Source organism: Pseudoxanthomonas sp. SORGH_AS_0997, assembly GCF_031453535.1.
Taxonomy (GTDB): domain Bacteria; phylum Pseudomonadota; class Gammaproteobacteria; order Xanthomonadales; family Xanthomonadaceae; genus Pseudoxanthomonas_A; species Pseudoxanthomonas_A winnipegensis.
The window spans coordinates 4013493-4028749 of record NZ_JAVIZI010000001.1; the positions used below are offsets into that span (position 1 = coordinate 4013493).

The 15257-nt window shown below is 67.9% G+C and carries 15 protein-coding genes and 1 pseudogene; 4 read left to right on the forward strand and 12 right to left on the reverse strand.

Features of this window, described 5'->3' with window-relative positions:
• Positions 1–113: 113 nt before the first annotated feature.
• A complete protein-coding gene (locus tag QE438_RS17500) occupies positions 114–536 on the forward strand; it encodes a F0F1 ATP synthase subunit epsilon (RefSeq protein ID WP_130515127.1) in 423 nt (140 codons plus the stop codon).
• Positions 537–934: 398 nt separating this feature from the next.
• Here QE438_RS17500 and QE438_RS17505 read toward each other — a convergent pair whose 3' ends face one another.
• From QE438_RS17505 to QE438_RS17515, 3 genes are all read right to left on the reverse strand, one after another.
• Positions 935–1321 (reverse strand): GtrA family protein, encoded by a 387-nt coding sequence (locus QE438_RS17505; RefSeq protein ID WP_306993801.1) that lies wholly within the window; start codon positions 1319–1321, stop codon positions 935–937.
• Positions 1322–1383: 62 nt separating this feature from the next.
• Positions 1384–2379, reverse strand: a complete 996-nt coding sequence (locus tag QE438_RS17510) for a glycosyltransferase family 2 protein (protein ID WP_306993799.1) — start codon at positions 2377–2379, stop codon at positions 1384–1386.
• A gap of 42 nt (positions 2380–2421) precedes the next feature.
• Positions 2422–4413 (reverse strand): hypothetical protein, encoded by a 1992-nt coding sequence (locus tag QE438_RS17515; RefSeq protein ID WP_307184062.1) that lies wholly within the window; start codon positions 4411–4413, stop codon positions 2422–2424.
• A 90-nt stretch (positions 4414–4503) separates the two neighbouring features.
• Between QE438_RS17515 and glmU the strand changes: the two genes are divergently transcribed.
• The 3 genes from glmU (at position 4504) to QE438_RS17530 (ending at position 7065) form a co-directional block, all read left to right on the forward strand.
• The gene (gene glmU / locus QE438_RS17520) at positions 4504–5871 is read left to right on the forward strand and encodes a bifunctional UDP-N-acetylglucosamine diphosphorylase/glucosamine-1-phosphate N-acetyltransferase GlmU (RefSeq protein WP_130530479.1); all 1368 of its coding nucleotides are present in this window, start codon (positions 4504–4506) and stop codon (positions 5869–5871) included.
• 3 nt (positions 5872–5874) lie between these two features.
• Complete coding sequence (locus QE438_RS17525; protein ID WP_307184061.1) at positions 5875–6396, forward strand: GNAT family N-acetyltransferase; 522 nt, start codon at positions 5875–5877, stop codon at positions 6394–6396.
• Between the two features lie 216 nt (positions 6397–6612).
• Positions 6613–7065 carry a RidA family protein gene (locus QE438_RS17530; RefSeq protein WP_306993790.1) on the forward strand — a complete coding sequence of 151 codons (453 nt, stop codon included), beginning with the start codon at positions 6613–6615 and terminating at the stop codon, positions 7063–7065.
• Between the two features lie 154 nt (positions 7066–7219).
• Here QE438_RS17530 and QE438_RS18945 read toward each other — a convergent pair whose 3' ends face one another.
• The 9 genes and pseudogenes from QE438_RS18945 to QE438_RS17570 all read right to left on the reverse strand — a co-directional run bounded on the left by QE438_RS18945 (position 7220) and on the right by QE438_RS17570 (position 15216).
• The gene (locus QE438_RS18945) at positions 7220–8068 is read right to left on the reverse strand and encodes a HAMP domain-containing sensor histidine kinase (protein ID WP_343228804.1); all 849 of its coding nucleotides are present in this window, start codon (positions 8066–8068) and stop codon (positions 7220–7222) included.
• Positions 8063–8620 (reverse strand): annotated as a pseudogene (locus QE438_RS18950) (histidine kinase-response regulator hybrid protein); the annotation flags it as partial. The gene QE438_RS18945 and the pseudogene QE438_RS18950, both read right to left, overlap by 6 nt.
• The gene (locus QE438_RS17540) at positions 8542–9882 is read right to left on the reverse strand and encodes a sigma-54 dependent transcriptional regulator (protein WP_306993786.1); all 1341 of its coding nucleotides are present in this window, start codon (positions 9880–9882) and stop codon (positions 8542–8544) included. The gene QE438_RS17540 and the pseudogene QE438_RS18950, both read right to left, overlap by 79 nt.
• Before the next feature lie 97 nt (positions 9883–9979).
• Entirely contained in the window at positions 9980–10336 is a 357-nt protein-coding gene (locus QE438_RS17545; RefSeq protein ID WP_306993784.1) for a hypothetical protein, read from the reverse strand.
• 46 nt (positions 10337–10382) lie between these two features.
• Complete coding sequence (locus QE438_RS17550; RefSeq protein ID WP_306993782.1) at positions 10383–10850, reverse strand: nuclear transport factor 2 family protein; 468 nt, start codon at positions 10848–10850, stop codon at positions 10383–10385.
• A gap of 104 nt (positions 10851–10954) precedes the next feature.
• Positions 10955–11377, reverse strand: coding sequence for a PDZ domain-containing protein (locus tag QE438_RS17555; RefSeq protein ID WP_306993780.1), 423 nt, complete (start codon positions 11375–11377; stop codon positions 10955–10957).
• Between the two features lie 29 nt (positions 11378–11406).
• Positions 11407–12648, reverse strand: a complete 1242-nt coding sequence (locus QE438_RS17560; RefSeq protein ID WP_306993779.1) for an FtsX-like permease family protein — start codon at positions 12646–12648, stop codon at positions 11407–11409.
• Positions 12649–12650: 2 nt separating this feature from the next.
• A complete protein-coding gene (locus QE438_RS17565; RefSeq protein ID WP_306993778.1) occupies positions 12651–13964 on the reverse strand; it encodes an ABC transporter permease in 1314 nt (437 codons plus the stop codon).
• A 34-nt stretch (positions 13965–13998) separates the two neighbouring features.
• Positions 13999–15216: an FtsX-like permease family protein gene (locus tag QE438_RS17570; protein ID WP_306993776.1), complete on the reverse strand. Its 1218-nt coding sequence runs from the start codon at positions 15214–15216 to the stop codon at positions 13999–14001.
• Positions 15217–15257: the final 41 nt, after the last annotated feature.

Sequence of the window (15257 nt, forward strand, 5' to 3'; positions counted from 1 at the left end):
TTGCAGGGCGGTATCGAGGAGAAGGGCGTGGGAGTGAGGACGAAGCGGCGCGACCGCTTTACCGAATCCCGAATCCCGAATCCCCAATCCCGCCTCGCACCAGCGAGGTAACCATGAGCACCATCCGTTGCGACATCGTCAGCGCCGAGCAGGAGATCTACCACGGGGAAGCTACCCTGGTGGTCGCTACCGGTGAGCTGGGCGAGCTGGGCATCGCGCCCAAGCACGCGCCGCTGATCACGCGCCTGAAGGCGGGCAAGGTTGTGGTCACCACGCCCTCCGGCGAGCACCTGGACTTCGCCATCTCCGGCGGGATCCTGGAGGTTCAGCCGCAGGTGGTGACCGTGCTGGCCGACACCGCCATCCGCGCGCAGGACATCGACGAGGCCGCGGTCAAGGCGGCCAAGGACGAGGCCGAGCGCGTGCTGGCCAACCGCGGCGAGACCGAGGACCTGGCCGAAGCCCAGCGCAAGCTGATGGAAGCCGTGGTCCAGCTGCAGGCCCTAGAGCGCCTGCGCAAGACGCTCAAGCACTGAGCGTTCGAGCGGCCCGGCCTGGCCCGCAGACGCGGAAATGCAAAACGCCGGCGCAAGCCGGCGTTTTGCGTTGTGGGGCGGCAGATACCCCGCTCGGTGGGAACCGCCATGGCGGCGATGAGGCCTTACCTGTGAACTTCCTGGGGTAAAGCCCCATCGCCGCCATGGCGGCTCCCACCTGTAGAGCGGAGCTTGCTCCGCTGGGGCTTGCCGATGATCCGGTCGAAACGCAGCGGAGCAAGCTCCGCTCTACAAAAAGGCCGCGGCTTGAACTTAGAGACAGTTGCTCCCACCAAGCAGGGGGCTCTTCGGCGAGCGACTAGCGAAGGTCAGCAAGGCCAGCACGCCATCACTAGCGGCTTGGACAGCAGGCCAGCTCCCACCAAGCGTGGTGGCGCTCAGCGATAGATCACATACCGGCTGGCGGCGAAGGTCAGCACCGCCAGCACGCCCTCCACCAGCGGCTTGGCCAGCCAGGCCAGCTGCAGGCCCAGGCGCTGCTCGACCAGCAGAATCATCCAGGTGCTGAGCACCGTGGCGGGGATCCACACCGCCAGGAACCGCGCGAACCGCGACCACCCCAGCCGCGCCCCGTCCTCGCGCGAGGCGAAGGTATAGCGCCCGTTGAGCCAGAATCCCAGGATCGCCCCCGCCACGCGCCCGGCGAGGTTGGCCGGCACCGCGTCGAGGCCCAGCGCGCTGAGCGCGACAAAGACGCTCCAGTCCAGCATGAGCTGGGCCAAGCCGACGACAATGTAGCTACTACCCTGGCGGAGAAGTGACACGGATCTGCAGCGTCAATTGAGAGTTGCCATCATATCCGGGGGCACCTCCTCGAGAGGTCGCGTCAATCGGCGTTCGTCCCATGTGTCGATTGCTGATCGCGCAGCAGAGGATGCACAGGGTGGCGAGGCTCGCTGTGGACATCGAAGTTCAGCCAGGACATCAGCATCTGGATGCCGACAATGATAGGCAACGCAGCGACCATGACGGTGCCCGCCGTCGCGGGGATACCGCTTCGGCTTGAGTCCATCCAGTGCCATGCACCGAACACGGAGCCGCTGGAGACCAGAAGGATGCCAAGGACGAGCTCCACGCTCGCGATCGAGAAGCCGCGTAGCAGGTAGGTGTACCCGATTCTCCGCGCAGTGTTCCGCAGGTGGCCATGAAGAAACGGAGCGATGACGCGCCAAGGGCGCAGACTGCTGGTTTCCTCCTGATAGCGTGCTGGCATCGGGACGTCGACGACGACGGCGCCAGCCTGACCGAGATGGTAAAGAAGGTCGGATTCGAAGAAGTAGCGCCGCGAGATGCGCTCTAAGTCCAGCTCCTTGACCAATTCGATGCGCAGTGCGGTGTAGCCGTTCGTGGGGTCCACCGATTGCCAGTATCCGCTTGAGAGCTTGGTCAGTAACGAGAGCCCAGCGTTGCCGACCAGGCGTACTGCAGGCATGCCTTTAACGAAGCTGAGGCGGTGAAAGCGGTTGCCCTTTGCATAATCGGCCTGGCCGGCCAACAAGGGGCTGGCGATACGCCGGATCAGTCGCGCATCCATCTGGCCATCACCATCGAGCTTGATGGCCACTTCAGCTCCAGCCGCCAACGCGTGCCGGTAGCCTGTCATGGTGGCCGCGCCCACGCCCCGGTTGTGCGTATGTTCGACGACAACGACGCGCGGATCTTGAGTTCGCAGTTTGACCCACTCGCCGGACTTTTCAGGGCACGCATCGTCAATGACAAAAATGAACCTCGCTTCAGGCCCAATGGAGTCGAGCACGTCCAGGATCTGTGCGCGGACGCGATAGCAGGGGATGACGACAGCAATACCGCTGGGTGCGTTCATATCGGAAAGTGGTGGAGGTCGACAGTTGCTGGCGTTGTCATTTCAATTCGAGGACTTCGGCTCAGCCGGGAGCGACCACCAGGTTGTTTCACCGATCGCTTCCCTGCGGGTAGCCCCGAGCAGAAGCAGCGCGTGAGAGAAGGCAGGCCCTGATGGGGGATCGACGATGACATGACGGATACACTGCTGGCGCAGGAGTTCCAGCCAAGCCCGGCCTGTATCGTCTTGGTCTGCACGGATTGCAAGCGTCTGAAGCGAGGGAGCGTACCAACTTACCGAGCGGCCAAGGCTGCCGAACTCGGCAAAGAAGGGCGCATTCCCGCCCAAGACCAGGACATTGCCGCCCTCTTCGCCAGAAGCGCGGATCGACATCGCCAATGCCCGCTGAGGTGCGTAGCGTTTCATCAAGGGCAGATCCCGCCCTGCGGCCTTGATGGTTTGCTTGAGCGCACCGTTGCGCAGCATCCAGTTTGCATTCGCCTGGAAGCTGAAATTGATCACGCACAGTGCGATGACGAATACGAGCGACGATCGCTCGCGAAGTGTCAAGAAAAGCGTGGCAACAAGTGGCACGCAGAGCAGCACCATGCCCGGATATGCATAGCGAACATACTGGAGGGGGATCAGCGGAAGCAGGAGTAGAAGCGTGGAAACCCATGCCAGCGCGCGCGTCTGTCTACGCATCAGCGCCAGAAGCCATATGCCGCACAGTCCGACCATGGCGAAACCTGCCGCGCCATCGTAGGCTTCAAGATAATCGTGAGTGGAAAAGGTCAGGTTCCAGATCAGATCAGGCTGAAAGCCGGACTGCCAGCGCGGATCGCTGAAATCCTGATACGCGAAATAGGGCGACTTGAATACGCTGTTGAAGAGGGGAAGGAGCGGATTCCCGGCCAGTAGCCAACCGTAGGTGTAGCTGGAGCTGGCGACCGCGGTGCCGACGAGCAGTACGAGCATGATGCCGATCGGTGATGGCCAGCGATGTCGGGCGAGCGCCCAAGCCACCATCATCAACGCCATCGCCAAAGCGACCAGTTTCAGTTCGGCGAGACCGCCCGCCAGAATGGCAAGCGCGAGCCAGAAGCGGAGGTCTGCGCCGCGTGGTTGGGTCACCAGGGCCGCCATCCAAGCCAAAGCCGCCGCCGTCAACAGCTCCGTCTGCATGCTGGCAGCCAGTGCGGCGGTGAGTGGCAGGCTGGCGGCAAGGGCCACCGTCAGCCAGCGCGCCTTGGGCGGCATGCCGATGTTGCGACCGATCTGCCAGATGGCGCTGCCGAGCAGCATGCCCCAGACGGCATTGACAGGCCCTCGGGCCTCCTGATGCGCGATCAGTTGTGGAATCGCCTGCAGGATGTCCGAAGCCCAGGGAGCAAACGCCCACACCTGATGCTCAGGTGCCGCGTCGTAGAAGCCTTGCTGCTGCAGTTGCCAGGGCAGCCGCAAATGATAGGCAAGATCGTCGTACTGCAGCGTTGGCAGCCAGATCGGGGTCATGGCCAAGCCGAGTGCAGTCACTCCAAAGGCCGCGCTCCCGGGAGAGGCCGCTATCGATGCATTCCATCCAGCGAAGGCCGTCTGGATCTGTGCGCGCAAGTGATTGCGGCGCCACACGATCAAGCCGGCACACAGGACGCTGTAGGTCCAGGTGTAGTGGATGGGGAGCGGCAGCAACCAGCCGATCAATCCCGCTGACATCAGCGCGCCCAGCAGGACCTGCAATGGCAGCGGCTGGGAGGGAAACAGCAGCCCGCCCAGCGCAGCCAGGGAGAGAAAGAAGAGCGCCGTTGCCAGGACGGATGTAGGACCTGCAAACACGAGCAGAGCCACACACCAGATCGCGGTCAGCCAGGTGGCCGATGATGCGCCGGCCAGGCGCTGCAGTAGCTTGGCCAGGCCAAGCGCGACCAGCGCGATGGCGATCAATTCAGCGAAGCGGCCCGAGGGCCATTGCGTCCAGAGATGATGCAGGCAGAAGCCTAGTAACAGCAGCGCTGGTCCAATCCAGACCAAGGCGCTTTCGATCTTCCTGTTCACGTATCGCAGATGTCCTTGTGAGAGGCGCGAGGCGCTCGGCTATGCTAACAGGCTGATCGAAAACCCCGACGCGGGCGCAAGGACTTCCCCATGACGCTTCCCCTGCACGTGATCATCCTGGCCGCCGGCGAGGGCAAGCGCATGCGCTCGGTCCGGCCCAAGGTGCTGCAGCCGATCGCGGGCCGGCCGATGCTGGCGCATGTGATCGACACGGCGCGTGCGCTGCAGCCTGAGGCGATCCACGTGGTCTACGGCCATGGCGGCGAGGCGGTGCGCGAGGCCTTCGCCGACCAGCCCGACCTGCAGTGGGCCGAACAGGCCGTGCGCCTGGGCACCGGCCATGCCGTGCAGCAGGCGATGGAGCAGGTGCCCGACGCGGCCACCGTGCTGGTGCTCTATGGCGATGTGCCGCTGATCCGCGCCGACACGCTGCTGCGCCTGCTGCACGCGCCGGGCCGCCTGGCGGTGCTGGTGGCCGAGCCGGACGATCCGAGCGGCTACGGCCGCATCGTGCGCGATGCCAACGGCAAGGTCGGCGCCATCGTCGAGCACAAGGACGCCGACGACGAGCAGCGCCGCATCCGCACCATCAACACCGGCATCGTTACCGCCGAATCGACGGCGCTGCATCGCTGGCTGGCGCAGCTGTCCAACGACAACGCGCAGGGCGAGTACTACCTCACCGACATCTTCGGCATGGCCGCGGCCGAGTTCACCCCGGCCGAGATGGTACTGGTCGCCGACCCGCTGGAGGCCGAGGGCGCCAACGACCCGTGGCAGCTCGCCCAGCTGGAGCGCACCTGGCAGATGCGCCAGGCCAAGGCGCTGTGCCTGGCCGGTGCGCGGCTGATCGATCCGGCGCGCGTGGACCAGCGCGGCACCGTGCGCGTCGGTCTGGACGTGCAGATCGATGTGGACGTGGTGCTGGAGGGCGAGGTCGAACTGGGCGACGGCGTGCAGATCGGCCCCTTCGTGCGCCTGAAGAACGTCAAGCTGGGCCCGGGCACCGAGGTGCGCGCGCACTGCGACCTGGAAGGCGTGGTCACCGAGGGCGCGGTGCAGATCGGCCCGTTCGCGCGGCTGCGGCCGGGCACGGTGTTGGCCGACGGCGTGCATGTCGGCAACTTCGTGGAAACCAAGAACGCCGTGCTGGGCGTGGGCACCAAGGCCAATCACCTCAGCTACCTGGGCGACACGGTCATCGGCAGCCGCACCAACGTCGGCGCGGGCGTCATCACCTGCAACTACGACGGGGTGAACAAGTTCACCACCACCATCGGCGACAACGTGTTCGTCGGCAGCAACAGCGCGCTGGTGGCGCCGATCTCCATCGGCGATGGCGCCACCCTGGGCGCCGGCTCGGTCATCACCCGCGACGCGCCGGCCGGCGAACTGACCCTCGCCCGCGCCCGCCAGCAGACCCTGGAAGGCTGGACGCGGCCGGTCAAACGCAAGTAAGCCGTGGCCGGTTGCATCCGCGCGGCGCGCGCGCAGGAACTGGCGCTGCTGCCGGGCATCGAGCGCCGTGCTGGCGCGTTGCTGGAAGGGCATGTGGCGCAGGCCGCGTTCGCGGCGCATGTGCTGGATCAGGACGCGTTGCGCGACGGCCTAGCGCGCGGTCAGCTCTGGGTGGCTCAGGACGAGGACGGCGCCTGCGCTGGGTACCTCTTTGGTGGACAGCTGGACGATGGCTTCCACGTGCAGCAGATGGATGTGGACCCGCGTTACGCGCGGCGCGGCCATGGTCGCGCGCTGCTGCGGCATGCGCGCGCGGCCGCGTTGGCGGCCGGCTTCCCCTGCATGCTGCTGACAACGCTGCGCGATGTGCCGTGGAATGCGCCCTTCTATGCCAGCGAAGGCTTCGTCGAGCTGCCGCTCGCGCAGTGCGGACCGCAGCTGCGCGCGACGCTGCAGCAGGAGGCCGCGCTCGGCTTCCCGATGCAGCTGCGGGTGGCGATGCGCTGTGCGCTATCAGCGGACTGAGCAGCCGAGCCGTCGGACCAGCGCGCTGCCGTTGTCGCCTTCCTCAATCCTTCCAGTCGCTCCCTGCTGGAAGCGGCACTGGTCTTGGGCCAGCAACACGGGTAAGTTCGCTGGGCGTTCAATGGGAGGCGTTGCGCGCAACGCGGTGCGAAGGCCGGTGCCCGGAAGCGGCGCCGGCGTGCGCATCTTCCGCTCCTTGTCCCTGGAACCCGACCCATGACGCCGTCACGCCTTCTGCTGTGCAGTACCGCGCTGTTGACCCTCTCCGTGTTCGCTGCCGTCGCGCCGGCCGCGGATCTTGAATACTTCAGCCCCGCCGGCAGCAAGGCGCCGTATGCGGCGGCGGTGCGCGCGGGCGATACGGTGTATGTCTCCGGCCAGCTGGGTGTCGATGCGGAGGGCAAGCTGCCGGACGAATTCGACGCCCAGGCGCGCAACACCATGGCCAATGTGGCCAAGGCGCTGCAGCGCGCCGGGCGGTCGATGGACGATGTGGCGCGCTGTACGGTCATGATCACCGACATGGCCAACTGGTCGACCTTCAATGCCATCTACACCGCGGCGTTCAAGCCCGAGCGGCTGCCGGCGCGCAGCGCGATGGCGGTGAGCGCGCTGCCGATGAAGGCGCTGCTGGAAGTGGATTGCACGGCGTACGCCGGGAGCCGCTGAGGGGAGCAGGTGGGAGCAACTGTCTCCTCAGATCTCCGTAGAGCGGAGCTTGCTCCGCTGAGGCTTTTCCCACGCACCGAACGAAGAGCAGCGGGGGATTGCCACAAGCTCCGCTCTGCAGGGAGGAGCCGCTCCAATCCACGTCAGCAACGGATCAGCTGGTGGGCAGGTGCAGGGTCACGCACAGGCCGCCGCCTTCGCGGTTGTGCAGGGCGATGCGGCCGTCGTGGGCCTCGATGATCTCGCGGGTCAGTGCCAGCCCCAGGCCGGTGCCGTTGCGTTTGGTCGAATAGAACGGCACCAGCGCGTTCTGCAGCACGGCCTCGTTCATGCCGCTGCCGCGGTCCAGCACTTCCACGCGCACCTGGTTGCCCAGCGGCAGCACGCGCACGGTGACCTGGGCGGGATCGCCGCCGGATTCGTGCGCGTTCTTGACCAGGTTGAGCAGGGCCTGACCGAACTGCGCCGGGTCGATGCGGCTGTGCGTGCCCTGCGCGTGACCTTCGATATTGAAGCCGATCTGCTGCTGCAGCCCACGCAGGAAGGCGCCCCATTCGATCGCCTGCTTCTGCGGCTGCGGCAGCTTGGCGAAGCGCGCATAGCCGCGGATGAATTCCTCCAGATGCCGCGCGCGTTCCTCGATGGTGGCGAACACGTGCTCGAGCTGGTCGTGGCGGCCGCGTCGCACCAGTTCGCCGCCCGAGTGCGCCAGCGAGGCGACCGGAGCCAGCGAGTTGTTGAGCTCGTGGCTGATCACGCGGATCACCTTCTTCCAGGTCTGCACCTCCTGGCGGCGCAGTTCGGTGGTCAGGCGCCACAGCTGCAGCAGCTCCTGCTGGCGGCCGTTGAGCTGGAAGCGGCGCCGCGCCAGGTGATAGATCTGCTCTTCGCCGCCTTCCTCATCGGCCGGCACGGCGAACAGGCTGTCGCCGCCGCGCTGCAGGGCCTCGACCAGTTCGGGCTGGGCCTGCTGCAGCAGCGGGTCGAACGGCTGGCCTTCCATGCGCCGCCCGCCGTAGAGCAGCGTGCGCGCGGCCAGGTTGGCGAACACCACTCGCATGCCGCCATCGCCACCGGGCGCCAGCAGCAGCATCGCCACCGGCGAGTGCTGGACCATGCTGTCCAGCAGCAGCTCGCGCTGGGCCAGGCCCTGGCGCTGGCTGCGCAGCACCTGGCCCAGTTCCTCGTGCGAGGTCACCAGGCCGGCCAGTTCGTCGTGGCCCTGCCAATGGATGCCGAAGTTGAACTCGCCGTCGCGATAGCTGTTGACCGAGCCGGACAGCGCGCGGAACAGCGACTGCACCGGCGCCAGCGCCTGGTGCAGCATCCACGCCGCCAGCGGCAGCAGGAGCGCCGCACTGATCACGCCGACCAGCCAGTCGTCCTCGAGCCACTGCCGCAGCGTCAGCGGCAACGCGATGGCCGCCACGCCCAGCGGGATCAGCCACAGCAGCAGGCGGCCGGCGAGCGAGTGCTTCATGTCGGGCTCTTGATGCCGTGGCGCTCCATGCGCCGGTACAGGGCCTGGCGGCTCAGGCCCAGTTCGCTGGCGGCCTGGGCGATGACGCCGCCGGCGCGGGCGATGGCCGCTTCGATCTGGGCGCGGTCGGGTTCGTGGACCGGCGCATGCGTGCGAACGGGTGCGGTGGCGACCGGCAGATTCAGGTCGGCCGCCTCGATGTGGGCGCCGGGGCTGAGCAGGCTGGCGCGCTGGATCACGTTGCGCAGCTCACGCACGTTGCCGGGCCAGGGGTGGCGCAGCAGCGCGGCGCGCGCCGAGTCGCCGATGGGCTTGTCGGCGAAGTGCGCGGCCAGCGGCAGGATGTCGCCGGGGCGGTCGGCCAGCGGCGGTAGCGCCAGCTCGATCGCGTTGAGGCGGTAATAGAGGTCTTCGCGGAACGCGCCGTCGCGGATCATCGCCGGCAGGTCGGCGTTGGTGGCGCTGATCACGCGCACGCGCACGCTGCGCTCGCGGTTGGAGCCAAGACGCTCGAACTTGCCGGTCTCCAGCACGCGTAGCAGCTTCATCTGGCCGGCCAGCGGCAGGTTGCCGATCTCGTCCAGGAACAGCGTGCCGCCGTCGGCCGCCTCGAACTTGCCTTCGCGCGCCTTGTTGGCGCCGGTGTAGGCGCCAGCATCGGCGCCGAACAGCTCGGCCTCGATCAGCTCGCTCGGCAGCGCGCCGCAGTTGAGCGTGACGAAGGCGCCATGGCGTACCGCGGAGTTGGCCTGCACGATCTGCGCGATCTTCTCCTTGCCGCTGCCGTTGGGGCCAGTGATCAGCACCGGCAGGTCGCTGCGCGCCACCTGGCAGGCCAGCGCCAGCACGCGCTCGCTGGCCGGATCGTTGAACACCACGCCGCACAGCTCGTACTTCTGCTCCAGCTGCGCGCGCTGCAGGCGGTCGCGCGCGCGGCGGCGGTCCAGTTCGGCGCGCGCCTCGGACAGCTCCAGCAGCGTATTGACCGTGGCCAGCAGGCGGCGGTCGTCCCAGGGCTTGCCCATGTAGTCGGCCGCGCCGGCCTTGACCAGCTCCACCGCCGCTTCCAGGTGTGTCCACGCGGTCAGCAGCACCACCGGCAGGTCGGGATGGCGTGCGCGGATCTGCGCGAACAGCGCCTGGCCCTCCTCGCCGCTGGTGGTGTCGGCGGAGAAGTTCATGTCCTGGATCACCAGGTCCACCGCCTCGCGTTCCAGCAGCGCCAGGCCCTCCTCCGGCGTGGCCGCGTGCAGCGTGCCGATGTCGTGCAGCGAGAACAGCACGTTCAGCGCCGTGGCCACGGCCGGGTTGTCGTCGATGATCAGCAGAGTGGGCATGGTGGAGCGAGAAGTGAGTGGGTGGAGCGAGGAGTGAGGAACAAGCGAGGGCGCGCGCGAGGATCAGCGTTTTGACTCACGCCTCACCCCGCTCCGCTCACTGCTGCCTCAAGGCCTTGACCGTGGCGCCGCCCTGGACCAGCAGCAGGTGGCTGACACGGTCGGCCGCGTCGAAGGCGAACTCCACGCGCGCGGCCTGGCCGTCGGTGTGGAACGTGGTTTCCGAATCGGCGATCAGCGTCGTGGTCGACCCGCCCTCGGGCTGCAGCTTCAGCACGTTGCCTTCGCGCCACACGCGCAGCGCCAGCTTGTCGGGTGTGACGTAGCGGCCGGTGTAGCCGTCCAGCGTGTCCTGCGAGATCAGCACGCCCTGGTCCGGCGCGGTCTGTGGCGCGGCATGCAGCGGCGCCGCGCTCATGGCGGCGGCAAGCAGGAAGCGCGCAGGCAGGCGCATGGAGAGCATCCAGGAACGGGAACGGAGCCAGATCATGGCATGCGGCTCACTGGCTGCGGTGGCCATAGCTCAGCACGCGGGTGATGGTCCACTGGCCGTCGTGCTGGCGCCAGATGATGACGAAGTCCGCCAGCCCGTCGCACTGCTGCGATCCGGCCTGGCAGAAGCGATGCTGGCCCTGTTCGATGGCGCCGAAGTCCTTGACCGGATAGACCTTCAGGCTGCCGGGCACCAGCTGGCGCGTGTAGCGGCCACAGGCATATTGCTTGGTGTTGGCCAGCATCGCATCGCGGGTCCAGGTCACCCCGCCGGTGTCGTGGTAGAACTCCACGGCCGGATCGAAGTACGCCGCGTGCCGCGCCAGCTGCGCCGGATCCTGGCAGCGGTTGAACGCATCGAAGACCTGCGTATCGAGCGCGCTGATGGTGTCCTGCAGGGACGCTTCCGCGGCCGCCGCGCCGGTCGGCTGGCTCGCCGCGAGGGCCAGGAACGCGCTCAGGATGGTGGCCTTCATTGTCGGACTCCTATCCGGGAACCAAATTGGGTGCAGCTTAACGCGCAGGCCTTGGTGCAGCCGGGCGTGCGGGGCAACGACGCGGTGCATGTGAAGTAAGCGCATCAGCGGATGGGGGCTGGCGGCGGAGGCGGAGGCGGCGGCGGCGGCGCCAGGTCGGCGATCTCGCCGCCGGAGAGCTGCACCACGCGCACGCGTCCGTCGATCCCGCGGACCTGCAGGACCACGCTCTTGCCAGGCCGGGCGCGCAGGGCCGCCAGCCACTGGCGGACGCTGCGCACCGGCGTGTCTCCGACCCGGGTCACCACATCGCCCGGCTGCAGGCGCAGGGTATTGGCCTCCACGACGCGAACGCCGTCGGCGCCGTCGCGCAGGGCCAGGCGCCGGCCATCGCTGTCCCAGGTGAGCGAGCTGTCGTCGACGCGCAGATGACTTTCGTGGTGGCTGGAACGGTCCGCCGGAGCGGCGGCGAGCGCCGCGGGCGCGGCGCAGGCCAGCAACAGGGCGAGCAGGACAGGGCGTGGCATGGTCAAGGTCTCCTCGAGATGGATACGGCTCACCCGCCCCGCGTCGCGATGGCCGGCGGCACACGCGTGGCGCGCAGGGCCGGCCCCAGCACGGCGAGCTGGCCCAGCGCCCACAGCAGCGCTGCGCCGATGGGCAGATAGAACAGCGGCAAACGGTCCAGCTCGTACTGGCGCATCAGCAGCTGGTTCAGGCCATAGGCCAGCAGCATGCCCAGCACGACGCCGGCGCCGACGATCAGGAAGTTCTCGGCCTGGAAGTGGCGCAGGATGTCGCGACGCGTGGCGCCCACGGCCCGGCGGATGCCGATCTGTCGCGTGCGCTGGCCGACCCAGAAGTTGGCCAACCCGCCGATGCCCAGCGCGGTGACGAACAGCAGCGCCAGCGAGGAGGCGAGCAGCAGGCCGAGCATGGTGGTGTCGCGCTGGAAGTAATCGTGGCGGATCTGGGTGTACGTCCGCTGCCCGTCCTCCGGGATCAGCCTGACGGGTCCTGCCTTGTCGAGTGCGACAGCGGCGGCGCGCAGGACACGCTGGCGATCCTGCGGTGCGCTGCGCAGCACATAGGTGCTGGAGATCCCCGCGCGGCTCCGCGCGGTCAACATCACCATGTGGTCGTCCAAGCCGATGCCGAGCACCGGGGTCAGGATATCGTCGATCATGCCCACGACGGGGACGGGGCCCTGGAAGCCATAGAGCTGTTTGCCCACCGGGCTTTCCCCGGGCCACAGGCGCTGGGCGAGGGTGCGCGAGACGATCACGGCGGTGATCTTGTCGGCCCCGCGCTCGGTGGCGGTGAAGTCGCGGCCGGCCAGCAGGCGCAGCCCCAGCGCCTCCAGCATGCCGTCCGATCCGCTGTAGATCGATATCGAGATGCAACCGGCGATGCCCTCGGTGCCGCGCGCGGCCTTGGCCCGATCCAGATCCGCCTGCGAAGCGCAGGCGCCCGACATGTCGATGTTGCTCGATAGCGGCAGGCTGCCGTCGTCGATCGCGGCAGCGGCCTTGACGCCATCGAGGGCGCGCAGCGCCGCCAGGTCGGTGCGTTGCTGCGCGGCGGCGTTGGTCGATTCGTCCACGCCGCGCGCGGTCACCACCGACAGTTCATCCTCCACCAGGCCCGAGGGCGTGGTGATGCGCTCGATGCGCTCGACCAGCAGGAAACCGGCGTTGATGACGATGGCGCAGGTCAGGGCGACCTGCAGCGTCAGCAGCATGGCCGTCAGGCGGTGATGGCGCAGCGCCGAGAGAATGGGCTTGAGCGGCAGGGCCATGGTCAGACTGCCTTGATCTGCAGGGCGGGGGAGATGCGGCTGGCGCGCCAGGCCGGGATCAGGCCGGCCAGCAGCGTGGCGACGATGGCCAGCGCGACCGAGGCCGCCAGCATGCTGGTATCCATCTGCGCGATCCGGGCATAGCCGTCCGGGCGCTGGCGCACGCTCCACAGGCCGAGCTGAGCCAGAACGCTTCCCAGTACGCCGCCGGCCACGCCGATCAGTGCCGCCTCGCAGCCCAGTTGCAGCAGGATGTCGGACGCACGTGCACCGAGCGCGCGCCGCACGCCGACCTCGCCGCCGCGCCGCAGGAATTTGGCCAGCAGCAGCGCGACGATGTTGACCAGGCACACGATCAGGAAGCCGATCGCCAGCCACAGCTGCAGCTGCACCTCGGACGGCACCAGCTTCTTGTGGCCCAGCCAATCCATCAACGGATAAAGCCTTGCGGTATCCGGACCGCGCTGGAAGCGTCCGCTGGCATGCTCCTGGGCCGCGTAGTCGTGCAGGAAGCGCCGGTAGTCGGCGACCTGCTGCGGCGTCTCCAGTTCCACCCACATCTGCAGCCAGGTCATGCTGGGCGAGCGCAGCTGGTCCTGCATGTCGGTCTCGGCCCAGCTGGCCCGGTTGCCCGAGACGTCGAACTTCAGCCCCATCGCCGTGGACAGCGGCAGGAAGAAGTCGTCGGCCTCGCCGAACGACCGGCCGCCGCCCAGGTCCACATAGAAGCGCGGCTGCGGCGACCAGGGCGCCGCGACCCCCACGATGCGGAAGGCCGTGTCCTTCAGGCGCACGCTGCGGCCCACCACGTCGGTGCTGCCGAACAGCTTCATCGCCAGGTCGCGTCCCAGCACCACCACGCGGGCCTGCTGCGCGTCGTCCGCTGCGGTCCAGCTGCCGCCGTGTTCCAGCGGCACGCCGAACAGGTCGAAGAACTGCCAGGTGGTGTAGCGCCCGCCGTGTTCGGTAGGGCGACCGGCCGCGTCCAGCGGCCAGACCAGCAGCCCGCCGCCGGCCATGACGGCCTGGCGCGCGGGCTTGCCCTGGCGCAGCAGGGCCATCGCGTCGGGCCAGGTCAGGTTGTCGGCCGGATTGCCCCAGGTACTCTTCGGATAGTCCGCCGGCAGCGGATCCAAGGTGGGATAGAACAGCACGCCGCTCTTGGCCGGAATCGGATCCTGCGTCATGACATGCAGGACCGTCAGCATGGTCATGCTCGCACCGATTCCCAGCCCGATGGCACAAACCATCAGCGCGGTCATCACCGGTGTGCGGCGCAGGCTGCGCAGGGCCAGGCGGAGGTAGTAGGCGATCACGTTCGGACTCCTTGCCAGAGGCGGTGCGCCGCCATCACGCCGAGCGCGTGGCGATGGCCGGCGGCACCGCCGCGGCGCGGCGTGCGGGCCAGAGCACGGCGATCTGTCCGAGCAGCCACAGCAGCACCGCGCCCACCGGCAGGTAGATCAGCGGCAGGCGCGGCAGTTCGTACTTGCTCATCAGCAGCTGGTTGATGGCGTAGGCCAGGACCATGCCGAGCACGATGCCGAGGGTGGCCAGGATGAAGTTCTCGGTCTGGAAGTAGCGCAGGATCTGGCCCTTGGTCGCGCCCAGGGCGCGGCGCACGCCGATCTGGCGGGTGCGCTGGGCGACCCAGAAGCTGGCCAGGCCGACGATGCCCAGCGCGGTGACCACCAGCAGCGCGGCGCTCACCGCCACCAGCAGCCAGGCCATGGCGCGGTCGTTGCGGTAGTAGCGCGCACGCTTGTCTTCCATCGTGCCGGTGCCGCCCTTGCTGATGATGCGGGTGGGGCCATGCGAGGCGACGACCCGCTGGGCCTGCGCCAGCACCGCCGCGCGCTGGGCCGGGTCGTGCACGCGCAGGGCATAGGTGCCGCCATCGCTATAGGTGACGCGCGAGGGGAACAGCATGCTCATGTCGTACTCGGCCGCCGGCGCGCCGCCGTCGCGCGGCCTGGGCAGATGCTCGACGATGCCGACGATCCGGTGCGGCTTGTTGCCGAAGACGTAGATGGACTGGCCGACCGCGCCCTGATCGGGGAACAGGCGCTGGGCCAGCGCCCGGCTGACGATCACCGACGGAATCCAGCCGTCGCCGTCGTCCACGTACTCCGACGCGGCGAAATCGCGGCCTTCCAGCAGACGCAGGCCGAGGGTCTTGAGCCCGTCTTCGGACACCATGTAGTTGGTCGTGCTGAGGGTCGAATCCTCCTGGTCCGGGCGCAGCTTGATGCCGCTCATCCACACCGAGCTTCCGAACGGGATCTGGTTGACCACGGTGGCCGAATCCACGCCGGGAATGGCCCGCAGGCCGTCCAGATCGGCCCGGGTGACGGCCTTGGCCTCCTCGTCCTTGGTGATGCCGTTGGCCTTGACGAACACCAGATGCGTCTCGTCGAACCCACTGGGCCGCTGCATATGGTCGAGCCGATTGCCGATCAGGAACAGCGCGTTGCACACGATGGCGCAGCTCAGCGCGATCTCCAGCACGATCAGGGCGGCGGCGGTCTTGTGGCGCAGCAGCGTGGAGAGGATGGGGCGGATGTCCATGGGAGGCCTGTGCGGGAAGTGAGTGGAGAGAAGTGAGGAGT

Excerpts from the sequence above, each read along its gene's own strand:
- QE438_RS17570 (WP_306993776.1), bottom strand. The coding sequence starts at position 15,216 with ATGGACATCCGCCCCATCCTCTCCACGCTGCTGCGCCACAAGACCGCC.
- QE438_RS17545 (WP_306993784.1), bottom strand. The coding sequence starts at position 10,336 with ATGCGCCTGCCTGCGCGCTTCCTGCTTGCCGCCGCCATGAGCGCGGCG.
- QE438_RS17540 (WP_306993786.1), bottom strand. The coding sequence starts at position 9,882 with ATGCCCACTCTGCTGATCATCGACGACAACCCGGCCGTGGCCACGGCG.
- glmU (WP_130530479.1), top strand. The coding sequence starts at position 4,504 with ATGACGCTTCCCCTGCACGTGATCATCCTGGCCGCCGGCGAGGGCAAG.
- QE438_RS17555 (WP_306993780.1), bottom strand. The coding sequence starts at position 11,377 with ATGCCACGCCCTGTCCTGCTCGCCCTGTTGCTGGCCTGCGCCGCGCCC.
- QE438_RS17530 (WP_306993790.1), top strand. The coding sequence starts at position 6,613 with ATGACGCCGTCACGCCTTCTGCTGTGCAGTACCGCGCTGTTGACCCTC.
- QE438_RS17550 (WP_306993782.1), bottom strand. The coding sequence starts at position 10,850 with ATGAAGGCCACCATCCTGAGCGCGTTCCTGGCCCTCGCGGCGAGCCAG.
- QE438_RS17500 (WP_130515127.1), top strand. The coding sequence starts at position 114 with ATGAGCACCATCCGTTGCGACATCGTCAGCGCCGAGCAGGAGATCTAC.
- QE438_RS17510 (WP_306993799.1), bottom strand. The coding sequence starts at position 2,379 with ATGAACGCACCCAGCGGTATTGCTGTCGTCATCCCCTGCTATCGCGTC.
- QE438_RS17560 (WP_306993779.1), bottom strand. The coding sequence starts at position 12,648 with ATGGCCCTGCCGCTCAAGCCCATTCTCTCGGCGCTGCGCCATCACCGC.
- QE438_RS18945 (WP_343228804.1), bottom strand. The coding sequence starts at position 8,068 with ATGGAAGGCCAGCCGTTCGACCCGCTGCTGCAGCAGGCCCAGCCCGAA.